Source organism: Caballeronia grimmiae, assembly GCF_000698555.1.
In the GTDB taxonomy this organism is placed as follows: Bacteria; Pseudomonadota; Gammaproteobacteria; order Burkholderiales; family Burkholderiaceae; genus Caballeronia; species Caballeronia grimmiae.
Genome location: NZ_JFHE01000008.1, coordinates 118,982 through 136,009, shown reverse-complemented (window position 1 = coordinate 136,009; position 17,028 = coordinate 118,982). Strand labels below are relative to the sequence as shown.

Below are 17,028 nucleotides of genomic sequence, written 5' to 3'. Positions count from 1 at the left end.
TCTCGAATCGTCGAAGAATGCGCGCGGGGCATTCACTCCGCGCGCGGTGAGGAGGCCGGCGACCTCGTCACTCAATGCTTCGGCATGCTGTCGACCAGCTTCACCACATCGTCCTGTGTGTACTCGACGTTCGTTACGCCGCCCGGCTGGGTTTTCTTGAGCATGTCATCGAGGTTGCTCTGCTCGACCATGACCAGGGGCACGATGACGTCGTGCGGCATCTTCTTTCCAGCAAGCACTTGCTGCGCAACCCAGAATGCGAAGGTCGAGATGCCCGGCGCGATGGAAACGGACATCGTCTGGTAGCCTTCTTTCGATTGCTGCTTCCACCAGTCGAGCTCCTCATAGCGATTGCCCATGATGATGACCGGCACAGGTCGCCCGGCTGCCTTGAACGCCTGCGCTGCACCGTAACCGTCGCCCCCCTGAGTGACGATGGCATCGATCTTCGGAAGCGTCGGCAGGATACCCGTCACCTCTTTTTGCGCCACGGTCTGAGTCCAGTTGCCATAGACCGTACCAACGGTCTTGAACCCGCTGTGTTTCTGCAGCCCGCTCGCGATGCCCCCGTGGATCTGTTCGTCGATCGACGAACCGGCGATGCCTCGAATCTCGAGCAGATTGCCGGACTTGACCCTCTCGCTGAGGTAGTCCAGCTGCATCTCGCCCATCTTCTTGTAGTCGACGACCACCCGGTATGCGCACGGCTCGGTGACGATTCCGTCGAAGGACACGACTACGATGCCCGCGTTGCATGCCTGTTTGATGACGCCGTTGAGCGCAGTCGGCGACGCAGCGTCGATTGCGATGGCTTTGTATCCCTGCAGGATAAGGTTTTGAACCTGCTGCGCCTGTTCGGTAATCTGGTTTCCCGAAGTCGTGAAAGCAGATGCGCCTGCAATGATCCCCGCCTTGGTCGCCGCCGTGGAAGCGTTGTTCCAGCTTTTGAGCATCGCTTGACGCCAGGAGTTGCCAGCGTAATTGTTGGACAACGCGATTTTGGCTTGCGACGTGTTGCCGGTAGCGACTTGCGCATGGACCGTCGACGTCGCGGCGCCCAGTGCAAGCGCGGCGACAACCCGCGCGACACGCTTGAATTTATCGTTATGCATCCGATTCCCCTTGATTGAATGATGTAGCGTAATGAGCTGCCCTTCCCGGCGCGGCTATGCTGCGGCTGCTTTTATCTACCTTCCACGACCACGTACGAAGGACGTCCGTTGCGCGCCCAATCGACTAAATTCTGTGCCGCCTTGCGCCGCAATTCGGCGCCGGCGACAACCGAATAGAACGCCGCATGCGGCGAGATCAGCACACGGGGATGCTGCACCACGCGTGAGTGCGTTTCTGGCGGCTCGACGGGGAGAACGTCGAGTGCTGCGCCGTCGAGCTTTCCGCTGTCGAGCGCCGTCAGCACGTCGTCGATATTCACGACTCCACCGCGTGCGGTGTTGACGAGATAGCTCCCAGGCTTCATCAAGTCCAGCAGCGCGGCATTCACCAAGCCTGTGGTCTCTCGAGTGAGCGGCACGTGCAACGACACGGCGTCGGCTCGTTCAAAGAGCGTCCGCAGGTCCACACGTTCTATATACGGCGGGAAATCGCCGTCGATCAGATGGGGGTCGAAGGCTACGACATGAGCGAAACTGTCACGGGCAATGTGTGCCATCCGCTTGCCGATACGACCGAGCCCGACGATGCCGAGCGTCATGTCGGAGGCCCGCTTCAGTCGCCCGGAACTGGCGTAGTGCCAGTTCCCCGCCTTGACATCGCGGTCGTAAAGGGCCACGTGACGCACCAGTGCCAATGTCATCGCGAACGCATGCGTTGCAACTTCGCCCACGCCGTAGTCGGGCGAATTTGCTACCCATACGCCGTGTCGGCTGGCATCGACGGTGTTCACCGTATCGAAGCCTGCGCCAAACCTGCTAACAATCCGGACCTCCGGCCTTGCAGCGAAAACCCGCTCGTTGATTGGCGCGTATTGAACGAGAAGACCTTGGCAGCCTTCGGCGGCAGCAATGACATCTTCCTCAGTACGACATTGGGCGACGACTACCTCGATTCCCGCTTTCTCAAAGAGTGACTTCTCGATTTCCAAGTCCGGGAAGTCGTAGTCGGTAATTAACACTCGCATTTTTTCTTTTCGGTCTATGGACGAGGGAGCAGTGTAGGGATCGGCCGCCGATTGGCAAATTGGTAAAACCACTTAGCCAATTCTGCCACATGACGGTTTCTTTGCCCGACCTTTCCAACGCTCCCGGCTGACCACCCGCCCGGGATGACTTGCGCTGGTCGACCGGTTCGCGCGACGCCTCGTGCAAACCGACAATCGCACCGCGCAGATGCCACCGAAAGGGAAAGTTACGGAGAGGGGCGATCCAACGCCGGGCTATCTGCCGACCGAAAGTGATGCGCCGCTAAGGGCGCTGTGCGATTTGCAGGAGGGAGCTTCGTGCAGGAACTGCGGAGTCCGGCCAACGTGGCGCGCCTGCGACTCGCGTAGCGTGCAGTGGTCAGGGCATTCCGCTGATGGCGCAGATGGATTCGCGTTTGCTCGCCGATGGAGTCGACGACGTTTTACGCGCAACGCCTCCCGCGCCACTATGTGGACGAAGCCCACGCGCGGGACGAAGCGGGTGTCTCGATACACGTTAATGCACGGGCGCTAAACAGCACGGACGGCATGCGCGTAATCGCACGTTTTAGTTAGGAGTATGAATGTCGTCCGTTCGCTACTAAACTCGAATCGCTCGTGAGCGCACATACAGCCGGCCAAAGACCGATGGATGAATTGGCTCAATGCAATGCCATCCTGTCTGACGCATAAGGAACTTCGCCTAACTAACGATTCATTGCCCGAGCGAGGCACGAATGATTTCTCCGCACCCCTCAGCCGACGAACGGCAGCTTCCGCTCACGAGCCTCTGTCAGCATCGATACGGTGATCTTCCGCACCTCTAGCTTGCTCTGCGTGATATGCGCGCGTAACAGCATGGCCGCCTCGCCGCACTTGCCGCGATCAATGAAGCGCAGCATCTTCGCATGCTCGTCATAAGTGGCGGTGGTGCGATGCGGCTTCAGAAAATCCAGCCGCCGCACGATGCGAATGCGCTCCGTCACTTCGTTATGCACGCGCAGCACTTCCCCGTTGCCGCTCGCGCGCACGAGTCCGCGATGAAAGTTCTCGTCCATGCTGAAAAGGGCGACAGGATCGCTTTCGCGCGCTTCGACCGGCACACACCAGATGGACTTCAGCGCTTCGATTTCCGCATGCGGCGGCACGGCGGCGGCGAGCTTTTCGATAGATGCGGTCTCCAGCACGATCCGCAAGTCGTAAAGCTGATCGAGCTGCGCGAAGTTGATCTCCGAGACTTTCCAGCCGCGCCTGAAGCCGACTTCGAGATAGCCCTCGCGCAACAGCCGAAACAGCGCATCGCGCATCGGCGTACGCGACACGCCGTAATACTGCGCGATGTCGGTCTCCGAAAAACGATCGCCCGGAAACAGGCGAAAGCTGAAGATGTCCTGCTTCAACTGCTGGTAGACCTGTTCGGCAAGCGGATTCGCGCTCTGAATGGCGCGCACGGCACTGGTGTCCGTGAGTTTGGGCGAGTTGATTCGGTGTCTCCGGCAGTGCCTCTTCAGGGCTTTTCGATAAGGCTCACATGCGCCGCAACGATGATCCATCCCGCGAACGCGTTCGATGCATCGCCCACGCGCGCCCAGGTCTGCATCTGGCGTCCAAGCAAGGGTGTGGCGTCGCTCGTGAATTCGGTGCTGACGGTGGCATAGTCCGCGCCGAACGTGGTCACCACCGTGCGATGCAAACGGCGCGAACGCGGCACCGGCGCGCACGTTTCGCGCCAGCGGCGGATTGCGTCTCCGCCATGCTGGACTTCGGCAATGCCGTATCGTACCGTTTCCGGCGCGTGCCAGAACAGCGCGTTCATGGTTTCGACGTCGTTATCGACGAGCGCCTTCTCATAGGCGACGAATGCTCGCTCGACTTCGGTCACCGTTTCTGGATCACTCAATTTCATCAGTTCTCCGATAGATCAGCGAACGTTGCCGTCCATCCGACGATGCCGCCTTGGGAGCGAATCATCTCGATGGTCGCGGTCTTGAAAGCGGGGATGTAGCTCGCGGTCGCGTCTTCGATCAGCACGCATTCGTAGCCGCGATCGTTCGCTTCGCGCATGCTCGTCTGCACGCACACCTCGGTCGTGACGCCCGCGAACACGAGATGCGTGATGCCGCGTTGCGCCAGTTCTTCGCCGAGACGCGTCGCGTAGAACGCGCCTTTGCCCGGCTTGTCGATGAGAATCTCGCCCCCAACCGGCGCGACTGCATCGACGATGGCATTGCCCGGCTCGCCGCGCACGAGAATCCGGCCCATCGGTCCCATATCGCCGATCCGCGCCTGCGGTGCGCCGCGCAGCCGCTTCGCATCCGGACAATCCGACAGATCTGGCGCATGCGACTCGCGCGTATGCACGACGAGCCAGCCGCGATCGCGCGCATGGTCGAGCAGCCGGGCGACGGCCGGCACGATCGACTCAAGCAGCGATACATCGTTGCCGAGGGCTTCGCCGAAGCCGCCCGGCTCGATGAAGTCGCGCTGCATGTCGATGACGATCAGCGCCGTATGCGATGCATCGAACGAGAATGGAGACGGTCGGGCGCGCGTGAGTACAGGCATCGAGTCAGCCCTCGTAGCGGCGTTCGGGCTTCGGATATCCGCATGACGTCCCGTCTTTTACGGCCACTTCGTCTTCCCACGGCAGACGAAATTCGCCACGCACCATGTCCTGCATGAACGTGTACGGACAGTCCTGCGCGCCGCCCTTCACGGCGACATAGCCGCGATGCCCAAACTGATAGATGTTGTTCTCTACGCCCCAGTGAACGCGCGCTTCGCGCACGAGGTCGGGGCGCATCTCACACGTGATGATTTCATCGGGACGATGACTGCCTTCGACCATCACGGTACCGTCGAAATCGCAGAACATGCCTTCGCCCATCGAGTCGAACGTGCCGTCGCTGCCGCACAGACACACGCTCGCGGTCTGCGCCAGGTTCTGGAATGCGTTCGACTGATTGGTGATCTTCCATGCGTGACGGATGGGCGCGGTATAGCCTGCAGTGCGCAGAATGATTTCCGCGCCCTTGTAAGCGGCCTCGCGCGCCATCTCGGGAAACATGCCGTCATGGCAGATGATCAGCGACAGCCTGGCGCCCTTCGGCCCGATGCAGACAGGCACGCCCACGTTACCCGGCTCCCACGGCTCGACCGGGACCCACGGATGCATCTTGCGATAGTAAAGCTGAACCTCGCCGCGATCGTCGATGACGATGCCGCTGTTATAAGGGTTGCCGCCCGGATTGCGCTCCATGATCGAGAAGCATCCCCAGATGCGATGCTCGATGCACGCGGCCTTTAGCGCAGCAATCTCGGGACCGTCGAGCGAACACATGATGGCATCGTCGGTGGACATCGACAGGCCGTGCAGCATGTATTCCGGGAACACGACGAGATCCATCGCCGGATTGTTGCGGCGCGCTTTTCCGACCAGTTCGACGATGCGCCGCGTCTGTGCGGCCAGTTGCTCCGGTGTCGCGACATCGGGATTCTGCAACTGCACGAGACCCACGACGATGCCTTGCGGCGACTTGTTCAATCCACCCAGACCGCTCGAACTCATTCTTCCTTGCTCCTTATGCGTGGACGGTGACGGGTTCGGCCGCATCGCGCGTGGCGCTTTCGACGTGGCCCGCCATGTGTCTTCCCAACGCGACGCGATCCGCGCCGCTTGCAGCCGTTTCGTGCACCAGCCGCCCTTCCGCGATTACGGCGATACGGTCGGCCAGTTCCAGCAGTTCATCCAGGTCTTCGCTGACGAGCAGCACCGCAGCGCCGGCATCGCGTGCGGCGAGAATGCGCGCATGAATGTCCGCCACCGATGCGAAGTCGAGTCCGAACACCGGGTTCGCGACGATCAGCACATCGACCGCTTGCCCAAGCTCGCGAGCGAGCACGGCGCGCTGCACGTTGCCGCCGGACAGCGTACCGATGGCGCGCGCAGGCACCGGCGGCCTCACGTTGAATTCGGCGATTCGACGTTCGGCGCGTTCTCGCATCGCGCGGCGATCGAGACGCCAGCCGTGGCGCTTCATCGGTGCGCGGTCGAAATCGCGTAGAGCAAGGTTCTCCGCGATGCTCATGTTCGCGACGCAAGCGTTGCGCAGCGGTTCTTCGGGCAACGCAAACACGCGCAGCCGGGTCATCTCTTCACGCGTCGCGCGATACGGCTCTCCGAGCATGCGCATCTCGCCGCTCTGCACGCGGCGCTGGCCGACGAGTGCTTCGATCAGTTCCTTTTGCCCATTACCCGATACGCCTGCGATGCCGAGTATTTCGCCCGACCTCACGCTCAGCGATACGTCGCGCACCGCCATATGTCCGCGATCGTCGATGACGTTGAGCTTCGAAAGCGCCAGGCGCACTGGCGAATCCGCCTTGAGCGGCCTGCGTTCAGACGGCGTCCGGGCGAGTTCGGGATCGTCAACGTTCCCAGTTTCACCGCTCATCATCCACGCGGCCAGCTCGTCGCGGCTCGTATCCGCCACCGCGCTCGTACCGACGAGTTTGCCCTTGCGCAACACCGTGACATCGTCCGCGTACGCCATCACTTCGCGAAACTTGTGCGTGATCATCAGCACCGTCAGCTCGCCGCGCGTGGCGAGATCGCGCATCAGGCCGAGCACTTCGTCGGCTTCCTGCGGCGTGAGAACGGACGTGGGTTCGTCGAGAATCAGAAAACGCTGCTGCAGATAAAGCTGTTTCAGGATTTCGAGTTTCTGCTTTTCTCCCGCGGCAAGGCTGGAAACGGGCGCATCGAGCGGCAGGCGAAACGGCATCGAGTGCATGAACGCAGCGAGCGCGCCGCGCTCCTTCGCCCAGTCGATCTTCCACGGCAACCGTCCGCGCGCGAGCAGCAAGTTCTCCTCGACCGACAAGCCCGCTGCCAGCGTGAAGTGCTGATACACCATGCCGATGCCGAGCGCCTGCGCATCGCGCGGCGACGCGATACGCACTTGCCGCGCATCCGCGATGATCTCGCCCTCGTCGAGCACGCCATAGCCGACAAGCCCCTTCACGAGCGTGCTCTTGCCCGCGCCGTTCTCGCCGAGCAGCGCGTGCACGGTGCCGGCTCGCACCTTGAGCGTCACGTCGTCGAGCGCGGTGAACGCGCCGAAACGCTTCGTCGCGCCGAGCACTTCCACGCCCATCGCTTTGATCGGAGCGTTCATGGTCAGCGTCCCAGCGCAGCGAGCAGCGCGTTCGAGTCCGATACCGTGCCGAATACGCCGCCCTGCATCAACACCATGTTGAGCGCTGCGTCGTGATTGCCCTGATCGGTCGCGCCGCAGCAGTCCGCGAGAATCGTGCATTCGAAGCCGCGGTCGTTCGCTTCGCGCATCGTCGTGTGAACGCACACATCGGTGGTGATGCCAGTCAGCACCAGATTGACGATGCCGCGCGTACGCAAGACCATCTCCAGGTCGGTCGCACAGAACGAACCTTTCCCCGGCTTATCGATGACGATCTCGCCTTCAACCGGCTTCAACTCGTCGATGATTTCCCAGCCGGGTTCGCCACGCACGAGAATCTTTCCGCACGGACCGTCGTCGCCGATACCCACGCCATTCGTTCCCGCGCGCCGGCTTCTCCATCGCTTGTTGGCGGGCAGGTCCGACAGATCCGGCCGATGCCCCTCGCGCGTATGAATGATCGTGAAGCCCTGCTCGCGCATGAGCGTGAGCACATTGCGGATGGGCTGGATGGGCGCGCGCGTCATCGACAGGTCATAGCCCATCTTGTCGACGTAACCGCCAATACCGCAAAAATCCGTCTGCATGTCGATGATGACGAGCGCGGTATTGTCCGGCCGCAGATTGCCGTCGTAAGGCCACGGATAGGGACGTGCTTCAATGAAGCGGGTCATGTGTTGGGCTCCGTGATTCATGCTTCAACGTGTGAGACTGAGTTCGCCCGGCGCACCGGCCAGCGTGCGATCGGGGCGGCAATTGACGATCATGATGGCGAGCGTCAGCACATAAGGCGCGGCGTTGAAGAGGTAGTAACCGCTCGTCACGCCGATGGCCTGCAACGCCGGGCCGAGCGCGCCCGCTGCGCCGAAGATCAGCGCGGCCCACAGGCATCGCACAGGCTGCCAGCGCGCGAAAATGACGAGCGCGACGGCCATCAGGCCTTGTCCGCTCGACAAGCCTTCGTTCCAGCTCCCCGGATAAACGAGCGACAAATACGCACCGCCGACGCCCGCGAAGAAACCGCCGACCGTCGTCGCCAGAATGCGCACCCGCGTGATCGGATAGCCCATTGCGCGGGCGCTTTCCACGTTCTCGCCGACGAGCCGCAACGCCATGCCCCAGCGCGTATGACGCAAGCCCCATTGCAACGCGAACGCCAGCGCCACGCCGACGATGAACAGCGGATTGACGTGCAACGCGTTATGCAATTGCGGCGACGATGCCCACGCGCCGAGATCGATCGACGGCAGCATCGGTGCTTGCGGCTCGATGAACGGCTTGCCGAGATAGAATGCGAGGCCGGTGCCGACCAGCATCAACGCGATGCCGAACGCAATGTCCGACACGCGCGGCAACGAGCAGACGAGACCGTGCAGACAGCCGAGCAGCAGTCCGACGCTACCGGCCGCGAGCACGCCGAGCCACGGCGAGCCTGAGAGATACGCGCCGGCGTAACCGGTCATCGCACCTGAAACGAGGATGCCCTCGAGGCCGAGATTGACGCGCCCGCCCTTCTCCGTCAGACATTCGCCGATGCTCACGAACAGATAAGGCGTGCTCACACGAATGGCGCCGGCGAACAGCGACAACAACAACACCGCGATGGGTGAATGTGCATCAGACATGCGTACCCTCCAGTCGAACCGATGCACGCGCGACCGACATCGCCTGCAATCTGATGCGCCATGCGGCGAGGCGGCCACCCATCGCTTCCCAAGCGAGCAAGTGGGCGAACAGCAAGCCTTGCAGGACGAGCGTGGTCGCATCGGGCAAGCCCAGGCGGCGCTGCAGCAGCGAACCGCTCGCTTCGATGCCGCCGACGAGCACGGCGCACAACACGATCGCGAGCGGGTTCTGACGCGCCGCGAACGCGACGAGAATGCCCGCATACCCATAACCTGCCAGCAGCGACGCGTTCGCACTTCCCTGCACCGCCGCGACTTCGAACATGCCCGCGAGACCCGCTGCCGCGCCGCCCATTGCGCATGCTGCGATGGCGAGCCTGTTCACCGGCAAGCCGACGAGCTTCGCCGCATGATTGTTGCCGCCTGCAATGCGCATCGCGAAGCCTTTGGTGCTGTGACGCACGAACACCCATGCCGCGACGCATGCGAGCGCGCCCCAGAACAGGCCCCAGTGCACATCTAGACCCGGCAATGAGCCGATGGCGAACGCATCGGGAACGGGCGGCGTCGAAGGCTTGTTGAGGCTCGCGGGATCGCGCAACGGGCCTTCGACGAGATGCTTGAACAATGCAATCGCGATATAGGACATCAACAGACTGCTGATGGTCTCGTTCACGCCGCGCAGTTGCCGCATTGCGCCGACCGCGCCGATCCACACGCTGCCCGCGACCATGCCCGCGAGCGCAATCAACGGTGCAGCGACGAGCCACGGCATCCCGGCGGGCACGAGCGTCGCGACGACCGCGGATGCCAGTCCGCCCAACGCAAGCGCCCCCTCGCCACCGATCACGATAAGCCCGACCTGCGCAGGCAACGCGACGCACAACGCGGTGAGCATCAACGGCGCCGCACGCAGCAATGTGCTTTGCCACGCGAACGACGAGCCGAATGCGCCTTGCGCGATCAGCACGAGCGCATCATCGGCAGGTTGGCCCTGCACGAGCAGGAACAGCGAAAACATCACCAGTGTGCCGATGAGCGCGCACAACGTCGGCAACGCAGGCAACGCGCTCAGCGCCACACGCGGTAACAGAGGATAGGAACGCATACCGGCTCCGCAAACGAAAGAATCAGATCTGCCCGACGACGCCAGCGACGAGATAGTTCATGCTTTCCAGCTTGATGTCCGTCTGTGCGTATGCCGTGCCCGACGCAATGGCGCTGTCGCCTTTGTTGTCCTTCATCGGGCCTTTGAAGATCACGTAATCGCCCGCGACCATCTTCGATTTGATGGCGTCGGCTTTGCTCTTCGCATCGGCGGTGACCTTCGCGCCGTATGGCGACATCTTCACGAAGCCTTCCTTCAGGCCGCCGCGCAGGATATTCGGCTGCGGCTTGCCGGCTTGCGCATCGGTGACGAGTGCCTTGTACGGCGTCGCCCAGTCCCACTCCGCGCCCGTGAGATAACCCTTCGGCGCGAGCGCAGCCTGACTCGCGTGATAGCCGCAACTCATCGCGCCGCGCTTCTCCGCCGTTTCGATGACGACCTTCGGGCCATCGACGTGACAGGTCAGCACATCGCATCCCTGATCGACGAGACTGTTGGCCGCTTCGGCTTCCTTGACCGGCATCGACCAGTCGCCGGTGAAAATGACGTGGGTGGTGATCGACGGATCGACCGATTGCGCGCCGAGCGTGAACGCGTTGATGTTGCGCAGCACTTGCGGAATCGGCTTTGCGGCGACGAAGCCGAGCTTCTTGCTCTTGCTCGCGTGGCCCGCGACGACGCCGTTAAGGTACTGGCATTCGTCGATATAGCCGAAGTAGCTCCCGATATTCGGCGGATTGCCCTGCTTCCACAAACCGCCGCAATGCGCGAAGCGGACCTTCGGATACTTCGCGGCCATCTTGAGCACGTGCGGGTCGAAATAGCCGAACGACGTCGCGAAGATGAGCGTCGCGCCGTCCTGCTCGATCATCGCTTCCATCGTCTTTTGCACGGCGACGGTTTCAGGCACGTTCTCTTCCTCGACCACTTTCACGCCCGGCATCTTCTTGATGATCGCCGTCGCCTGCGCCTGTGCCTGGTTATAGCCGTAATCGCCTTTCGCGCCGACATAGATCACGCCGACAGTGAGATTGCTTGCGCCGAAGGCGAGATCGAACGGCAACGCGCTGCCGAGGGCGAGCGCGCCCGCACCTTTGATGAAGTGGCGGCGATTGGTCATGATGTGGCTTCCTGTGTGGGTTGATCGTTGGATGCGGAGACAAGCCTGTGCCGATACGCACGCCAGCCGCCGAATGAAGTGATATCGAGCGCGCCGCTCTCGGGCGCGACGGCCGCCGGTTCGCAGATGAAGCCCTTGACGACGCGGCCATCGCCAGTCGTGACGGTGCCGATGCCGAGCGGCGCCGGGATCGCTGCGACGAATGCGCCGAAGGTGCGCACGGGCATGTCCCACAGTTCGATGACGATCGAGCGTCCTTCTGCCGGATTGCGCACGAGGCCGGGCTTGGGCGGCTCGGTATCGGCGAGTGCGTAGAGCGCATAGTGCGGCGACGTCACGGTCTCTTCGACGAACCGCGCGCCCGCCTGCTTCATCTGCCATTCGAGCGGCATGCCGCGCAGATGTGCGCCGACGACGGCGAGCGTGACGCTCGGTTCCTGAAGCGGCAGCGGATCGATGCTGACATCCGCAAGCGCCTGGATCTGCGCGCCGAGCACGGCAAGCCGCCAGTCCGCGCCCGCTGGACCAATCAACGTGATGCCCGCGGGCAAACCGTCGGCGCGTGGCAGACACGGCACGGCGAGCGCGCAGAGATCGAGCAGATTGACGAAGTTCGTGTAGATTCCAAGCCGGCTGTTCACTTCGACCGGATTCGCCTGCACGTCTGCGATGGTCGGATGCGTCGGCGTGGTCGGAACAATAAGGATATCGAAACGTTCGAACAGGGCATCCGCTTCGCGCTTCAGCAGCGTAAGTTCGTACTGGCCGTTGAAGGCGTCGGCGGCGGAGACCGCATCCGCCTTGCTTATGACCTTGGCTACGGTCGGATCGATGTCTTCGCGATTCGTCACGAAGAACTCGCCCAGCGCAGCGCGCCTTTCCGCGACCCACGGGCCGTCGTAGAGCAGCGCGGCGGTGCGCTGCATCGGCGCGAAAGGGAACGTTGCAGGTTCGAGCTTCAGATGATCGAGCGTCGCGGCGAAGGCATCGGCGGCTTGCGTGTCGCCGAAGAATTCGAGCGTGTCGGGGATCGCGACGCGCGGTGCATCGCGCAACAGTCCGAGCGATGCGACGCGGCGCGAAAATCCGTCGCGCGCATCGAATGCGGCCATCTGTTGCAGCACGAGCCATGCATCGGCGACGTCATGCGCGAAGATCGACAGCGTATCCAGACTTCTGCACGCGGGCACGACGCCGCGCTTGCTGACGAGTCCCAGCGTCGGCTTTAGTCCGACGATGCCGTTGAAGCCCGCAGGCACGCGGCCGGAGCCGGCGGTATCGGTGCCGAGCGAGAACGCGACGATGCCTTGCGCCACGGTCACCGCCGAACCTGAACTGGAACCGCCCGATACATACTCTTGATGATTCACCTGCCGCACCGCACCGAACGGCGAACGCGTGCCGACGAGCCCGGTCGCGAACTGATCGAGGTTGGTCTTGCCGATGAGGATCGCGCCTGCATCGATCAGACGCTGCACGGCGAATGCGGTCTCGTTCGGCGTATAAGCGAACGCGGGACATGCGGCGGACGTCGGCAAACCCGCGAAATCGATGTTGTCCTTCACCGCAAACGGCACGCCGAGCAACGGCTTGCGCTCGAAGATCGCAGCGCCCTGTTCGACGAGGTCGCGTGTGAGCGCGCTCGCTGTGGCGTGAAGGTCCGATGCCGGAACGACGAGTGTCCACGCTTCGGGCCGCTTGCTGGCTTCGATACGTGCGAGCGTCATGGCGATGACTTGCAGCGGATCGGTATCGCCGCGTGCGTAAGCATCGACGAGTGAGCGAACGGTGAAAGGAAGGTCGGCTGCGGTTGCTTTCATGAGTTCAAACTTGAATACAAGATGAAACTCGCAACGCAGTCTTTATGCCAGTGCTTACTTTCGTTTAAAAAACAAGAGCTTGGCGTTGTGTCGCCGCCTTGAGGGCAATCGGCGTACGCCATTCGAGGTCACGACTCACTCGCGCGTGGTGCGCACGATCCCGTTTGCGGTGCAAGCTGATAACGAAGGCTGTCAGTAACATGCTCCTTCTTGTCGTCCAGCGACAAGGGACAGTCGCCATCGTGAGACCGGGAGCAATCGGCGCGACCATCGCCGCGGCACTTGACGAGCTGGCCGCGCGCCGGCGATCTTTGGCTGCACCGCGCGTGAGTTTCTGGGACTGCCCTTCGATGGCGGCAACATCGTGGTTCCTAGCGCGGTGCACGTCCATCCTGCTGCCATCGGGAAACACGTTCGGCTTGGTCTTCGACGCTGTCTACTCCTCGCAGACGAAGCCGCCGCGCCATGGCTGTCCGCCCTGTGCAGCGCAGAGACGGTCGTCCGCGTACTGCAAAGCGGCGTCTAGCAGAAGCGCACGGACTTCGGTCAACGCATTGGACTTATGGCGTTAGTGCGCCGTCGTGATAGAGGCTTTCCCTTCTTGGATCAGCGCGTTCGCAGGACGCGTGCGAATGCGTGTCGCCAGTTGCGACCTTGCATCGTTATTTGGCCGCCGGGTGCAGTTGTCTCCTCCCTACGCATGTCCCCAGAAGCCCGAATCTTCGACAGTGCACCGGCAGGCGTTTCACTCCCTCCAGTGAACAAAACTCGATGCGCGCCGGCGCACATAAGGAGCTTGAACGCGGCCGACGCACCGCCTACAGTTAGCTTCGGACTTCTAGCGGAATCAAGCACCCCTTTAAATTAGGTATATCAAAAGAAGGATGCGATATGGAGAGCGCGCCAGCGTCCGAGTTCAGTCATGCCCCGTCTCCTGAAAGGCTGCTGCAGATAGGCATGGGCTTCTGGGCATCGAAGACACTCCTGTCCGCGGTTGAGCTCGGTGTTTTTACAGAACTCGCGAACCGTCCCCGCGAAGCGTCCGAACTTGCGGGTGCACTCGGCCTGCATCCGCGTGCGGCGCACGACTTCCTGGATGCCCTGGTCGCGCTTCATTTGCTGGACCGTGAAGGAGCCGTGTATCACAACACGCCTGAGACCGGCCTCTTTCTCGATAAGGGAAAGTCCAGCTATATTGGCGGCCTGCTGGAGATGGCGAATGCACGGCTTTATCCGTTCTGGGGCTCGCTGACCGAAGCACTCGTCACCGGACTTCCGCAAAACGAGGCCAAGCGCGGCGGCAATCCATTCGACGCGATCTACCGCGACGAACCGTCGTTGCGCGGCTTCCTCCAGGCAATGACCGGCGTGAGCCTAGGCGCGGCGCGCGCGATCGCACAACAGTTCCCGTGGGCCGATTACGGCACGTTCATCGATATCGGCGCAGCTCAAGGCGCCTTGCCAGTGCAGGTTGCCCTCGCGCATGAGCACCTGACAGGCGGCGGTTTCGACTTGCCGGCCGTCGAGCCGGTATTCAACGAGTATGTCGCCGAACACGGCCTGACAGAGCGGCTGCGCTTCTATCCGGGAGACTTCTTCAGGGACGAATGTCCGTCGGCCGATGTGCTGGTCATGGGCCACATCCTGCATGACTGGGCGTTGCCGCAGAAGCTTGAACTGCTGAGCAAGTGCTACGCCGCCTTGCCGACGGGCGGGGCGCTCATCGTGTACGACGCGGTAATCGACGACGAACGTCGCAAGAACGTCTTCGGCTTGTTGATGAGTCTGAACATGCTCATCGAGACACCGGGCGGGTTCGACTACACGGGTGCCCAGTGTCGGCAATGGATGGAGGAAACGGGGTTCAAAGCAGTGCGCATTGAGCCACTCGTCGGACCGGATTCAATGGTCATTGGTTTCAAGTGACCGGCGCCCACCGTTGCGCTTTACCCTCGACGCGACGCAAGCGCGCGAGCGACGATGGTGAGAGAGAGTTTCTAGCCAGACATGTCGGTCTCGATGGTTGCACGCCAGCACGGCGTCCATCCAAACTAGCTGTTTCGATTGAAGACATCCTGCGACGGTGTCTCCTCCCCATGCCTGGATCGGCGACCCGACCGGCACGGGTGAAGTCACGGGCGAATGCCAGCTTTCGTCTTCACCAGCGCGTCCCACGGAGTCGGGTCTGGAAATATCTCTCGCAGGAAGCCCACGAACGCCTTGACGGCCGGATTGCCCCGTCGACTCTCCGGCCATAACGCATGCAAGTGGAACCGATCATGCGCAAACTGGGAAAGCACTGGCATCAATTCCCCTCGCGCAACATATGGCGCGGCGATATAGGTTGCAGAGATACCGATGCCCGCGCCTGCGACAAGCGCTGCAGCAATCGCGTCACTGGCATCGATGATTAGGCCCGAGGGCGGCGTGAACTCCAGCACCCTGTCACCCATGTCGAACGGCCACGCAGCCTCCTGGCCCGATGACTGATACCTAAAGTTGATGCAGTCGTGCTTCACGAGATCGTTCGGATGTGTTGGCAAGCCTCGCTCCTGGATATAGGCGGGCGAGGCAAACGCGCATATGCGGTGCGGCGCGAGCCGACGCACGATCAGGCGTGCGTCTCCAGGGTCGCCCACTCGAATGGCGACGTCCACGCCTTCGTCGATCAGGTCGACGTAGCGGTCGTTCAGCCGAAGGTCGACGCTCACCTTCGGATAGCGCCTTCGAAAGCTCGGCATGGCTGCTGCCAGGATATGCACGCCCACCGGCAATGGCGCTGCGACCTTGATGATGCCCGCAGGCTCGGCGCGTGCCGCTGCCACGCCCTGCTCGATGCCATCCGCCTCGCGAAGCAGACGCTGAGTGCGCTCCAGTAGGTCGCGTCCCTCGGGTGTAAGCGTTAGTGAGCGTGTGGTTCGACTAAAGAGTCGAAGACCGAAATGCTGTTCCAAACGCTGCACGCTCTTGCTAACCGCAGACGGCGAGACCCCGAGCAACCTGGCGGCGGCCGTATAGCTCCCAAGCGACGCAGCGCGGGCGAACGCAATCAAGCCTGTCAGCCTTTCTATCGCTATTTGTTCCATCATGGCACTATTAAAGCGAAAGCAGGGCTCATTATCAAGCGCGTTATCGCGAATTAATCTTCTTCCATCGACGCAGACCTGCGTCAGCCAACAGGAGAAGAGTCATGAGTGACGCAGCGCAGCGACAGCAATCAGTCCTCGCGGGGAAGAACGTACTTGTCTTTGGCGCCACATCCGGGATCGGACTGGAAGCCGCCCTTCAGGCCAAGGACGCCGGCGCGCATGTCATCGTTGTTGGTCGGACAGCGGCTTCCGCAGAACAGGCAGCAGCACACCACGGTTTCGCCGGGTGGCGAGCCGCTGACGTGACAGACCCAAACGCCCTTCAACTAGCGGTGCAAGACATACCTACGATCGACCACCTCGTCCTACTGGCGGGAACTTTCGTCTCTGGCAAGGTCCGCGACACCAACGTGGACTATCTGCGGCAGGCATTCGATGAGCGCATCTGGGCAGCTGTACACGTGATCCGCGCGCTGGGCGATCGACTGAGCAGCGATGGCTCGATCACGTTTATCTCAGGAAGTCTCGCGGATCGTCCCAACGCCTATGGAACCGCTATCCTTGCCGCAGCATCGGCGGCCATGGAAGCCTTTGCGCGAGGCCTTGCGCTAGAGCTTGCGCCGATTCGCGTCAACACCTTGTCACCCGGCCCGATCGATACGCCCATTCTCCATAAGGCACTGGGTAATGCTCGCGACTCTGTCGTCGACCGGCTCAAGCAAACGCTTCCTTTGCGCCGCCTCGGCACGTCGGACGAAGCCGGTGCGGGTGTCGTCTTCCTGATGTCGAATGGGTTTATGAACGGCGCGACGCTCAACGTTGACGGTGGTGCGCGTCTCGTCTGATCGTTGAACGTCAGCGCAAGAGCTTAGGATGCCGATATGATTGGCCGTCGATCGTCGTGCTCAGATCCGACTCTTTACCATGGCGG

Annotated in this window: 15 protein-coding genes; 2 read left to right on the top strand and 13 right to left on the bottom strand. The window is 62.0% G+C overall.

What is annotated here, in order from left to right:
* Positions 1 to 71: 71 nt before the first annotated feature.
* From BG57_RS11775 to atzF, 12 genes are all read right to left on the bottom strand, one after another.
* Complete coding sequence (locus BG57_RS11775) at positions 72 to 1,112, bottom strand: ABC transporter substrate-binding protein (protein ID WP_035963212.1); 1,041 nt, start codon at positions 1,110 to 1,112, stop codon at positions 72 to 74.
* A gap of 71 nt (positions 1,113 to 1,183) precedes the next feature.
* Positions 1,184 to 2,137: a C-terminal binding protein gene (locus tag BG57_RS11770; RefSeq protein ID WP_035963211.1), complete on the bottom strand. Its 954-nt coding sequence runs from the start codon at positions 2,135 to 2,137 to the stop codon at positions 1,184 to 1,186.
* Between the two features lie 755 nt (positions 2,138 to 2,892).
* Positions 2,893 to 3,588 carry a GntR family transcriptional regulator gene (locus BG57_RS11765; protein WP_152562570.1) on the bottom strand — a complete coding sequence of 232 codons (696 nt, stop codon included), beginning with the start codon at positions 3,586 to 3,588 and terminating at the stop codon, positions 2,893 to 2,895.
* 56 nt (positions 3,589 to 3,644) lie between these two features.
* Positions 3,645 to 4,043 (bottom strand): oxalurate catabolism protein HpxZ, encoded by a 399-nt coding sequence (hpxZ, locus tag BG57_RS11760; RefSeq protein ID WP_035963312.1) that lies wholly within the window; start codon positions 4,041 to 4,043, stop codon positions 3,645 to 3,647.
* A complete protein-coding gene (locus BG57_RS11755) occupies positions 4,043 to 4,702 on the bottom strand; it encodes a cysteine hydrolase family protein (RefSeq protein ID WP_035963210.1) in 660 nt (219 codons plus the stop codon). Before BG57_RS11755 ends, hpxZ begins: the two co-directional genes overlap by 1 nt.
* A gap of 4 nt (positions 4,703 to 4,706) precedes the next feature.
* A complete protein-coding gene (locus BG57_RS11750; RefSeq protein WP_035963209.1) occupies positions 4,707 to 5,705 on the bottom strand; it encodes a formamidase in 999 nt (332 codons plus the stop codon).
* A gap of 13 nt (positions 5,706 to 5,718) precedes the next feature.
* Complete coding sequence (locus BG57_RS11745) at positions 5,719 to 7,314, bottom strand: ABC transporter ATP-binding protein (protein ID WP_174447212.1); 1,596 nt, start codon at positions 7,312 to 7,314, stop codon at positions 5,719 to 5,721.
* Positions 7,315 to 7,316: 2 nt separating this feature from the next.
* Complete coding sequence (biuH, locus tag BG57_RS11740) at positions 7,317 to 8,009, bottom strand: biuret amidohydrolase (RefSeq protein WP_035963207.1); 693 nt, start codon at positions 8,007 to 8,009, stop codon at positions 7,317 to 7,319.
* Positions 8,010 to 8,033: 24 nt separating this feature from the next.
* Positions 8,034 to 8,960 (bottom strand): ABC transporter permease, encoded by a 927-nt coding sequence (locus tag BG57_RS11735; RefSeq protein ID WP_035963206.1) that lies wholly within the window; start codon positions 8,958 to 8,960, stop codon positions 8,034 to 8,036.
* Complete coding sequence (locus BG57_RS11730; protein WP_035963205.1) at positions 8,953 to 10,068, bottom strand: ABC transporter permease; 1,116 nt, start codon at positions 10,066 to 10,068, stop codon at positions 8,953 to 8,955. The genes BG57_RS11735 and BG57_RS11730 overlap by 8 nt, the downstream gene beginning before the upstream one ends.
* 22 nt (positions 10,069 to 10,090) lie before the next feature.
* Complete coding sequence (locus BG57_RS11725; RefSeq protein ID WP_035963203.1) at positions 10,091 to 11,188, bottom strand: BMP family ABC transporter substrate-binding protein; 1,098 nt, start codon at positions 11,186 to 11,188, stop codon at positions 10,091 to 10,093.
* Positions 11,185 to 13,008, bottom strand: coding sequence for an allophanate hydrolase (atzF, locus tag BG57_RS11720; protein WP_035963202.1), 1,824 nt, complete (start codon positions 13,006 to 13,008; stop codon positions 11,185 to 11,187). The genes BG57_RS11725 and atzF overlap by 4 nt, the downstream gene beginning before the upstream one ends.
* Before the next feature lie 891 nt (positions 13,009 to 13,899).
* Here atzF and BG57_RS11715 point away from each other — a divergent pair.
* The gene (locus tag BG57_RS11715; protein WP_035963201.1) at positions 13,900 to 14,934 is read left to right on the top strand and encodes a methyltransferase; all 1,035 of its coding nucleotides are present in this window, start codon (positions 13,900 to 13,902) and stop codon (positions 14,932 to 14,934) included.
* 206 nt (positions 14,935 to 15,140) lie between these two features.
* On the opposite strand, the gene BG57_RS11710 is transcribed toward BG57_RS11715, so the two are convergent.
* Positions 15,141 to 16,061, bottom strand: coding sequence for a LysR family transcriptional regulator (locus tag BG57_RS11710; RefSeq protein WP_229753932.1), 921 nt, complete (start codon positions 16,059 to 16,061; stop codon positions 15,141 to 15,143).
* 137 nt (positions 16,062 to 16,198) lie between these two features.
* Here BG57_RS11710 and BG57_RS11705 point away from each other — a divergent pair, with 137 nt between their 5' ends.
* The gene (locus BG57_RS11705; protein WP_035963199.1) at positions 16,199 to 16,942 is read left to right on the top strand and encodes an SDR family oxidoreductase; all 744 of its coding nucleotides are present in this window, start codon (positions 16,199 to 16,201) and stop codon (positions 16,940 to 16,942) included.
* The last annotated feature ends 86 nt before the right edge of the window (positions 16,943 to 17,028 follow it).

Bases quoted from the DNA above. Each gene is read 5' to 3' on its own strand.
- BG57_RS11775 (WP_035963212.1), bottom strand. From the start codon at position 1,112: ATGCATAACGATAAATTCAAGCGTGTCGCGCGGGTTGTCGCCGCGCTT.
- BG57_RS11770 (WP_035963211.1), bottom strand. From the start codon at position 2,137: ATGCGAGTGTTAATTACCGACTACGACTTCCCGGACTTGGAAATCGAG.
- hpxZ (WP_035963312.1), bottom strand. From the start codon at position 4,043: ATGAAATTGAGTGATCCAGAAACGGTGACCGAAGTCGAGCGAGCATTC.
- BG57_RS11755 (WP_035963210.1), bottom strand. From the start codon at position 4,702: ATGCCTGTACTCACGCGCGCCCGACCGTCTCCATTCTCGTTCGATGCA.
- BG57_RS11750 (WP_035963209.1), bottom strand. From the start codon at position 5,705: ATGAGTTCGAGCGGTCTGGGTGGATTGAACAAGTCGCCGCAAGGCATC.
- BG57_RS11745 (WP_174447212.1), bottom strand. From the start codon at position 7,314: ATGAACGCTCCGATCAAAGCGATGGGCGTGGAAGTGCTCGGCGCGACG.
- biuH (WP_035963207.1), bottom strand. From the start codon at position 8,009: ATGACCCGCTTCATTGAAGCACGTCCCTATCCGTGGCCTTACGACGGC.
- BG57_RS11735 (WP_035963206.1), bottom strand. From the start codon at position 8,960: ATGTCTGATGCACATTCACCCATCGCGGTGTTGTTGTTGTCGCTGTTC.
- BG57_RS11730 (WP_035963205.1), bottom strand. From the start codon at position 10,068: ATGCGTTCCTATCCTCTGTTACCGCGTGTGGCGCTGAGCGCGTTGCCT.
- BG57_RS11725 (WP_035963203.1), bottom strand. From the start codon at position 11,188: ATGACCAATCGCCGCCACTTCATCAAAGGTGCGGGCGCGCTCGCCCTC.
- atzF (WP_035963202.1), bottom strand. From the start codon at position 13,008: ATGAAAGCAACCGCAGCCGACCTTCCTTTCACCGTTCGCTCACTCGTC.
- BG57_RS11715 (WP_035963201.1), top strand. From the start codon at position 13,900: ATGGAGAGCGCGCCAGCGTCCGAGTTCAGTCATGCCCCGTCTCCTGAA.
- BG57_RS11705 (WP_035963199.1), top strand. From the start codon at position 16,199: ATGAGTGACGCAGCGCAGCGACAGCAATCAGTCCTCGCGGGGAAGAAC.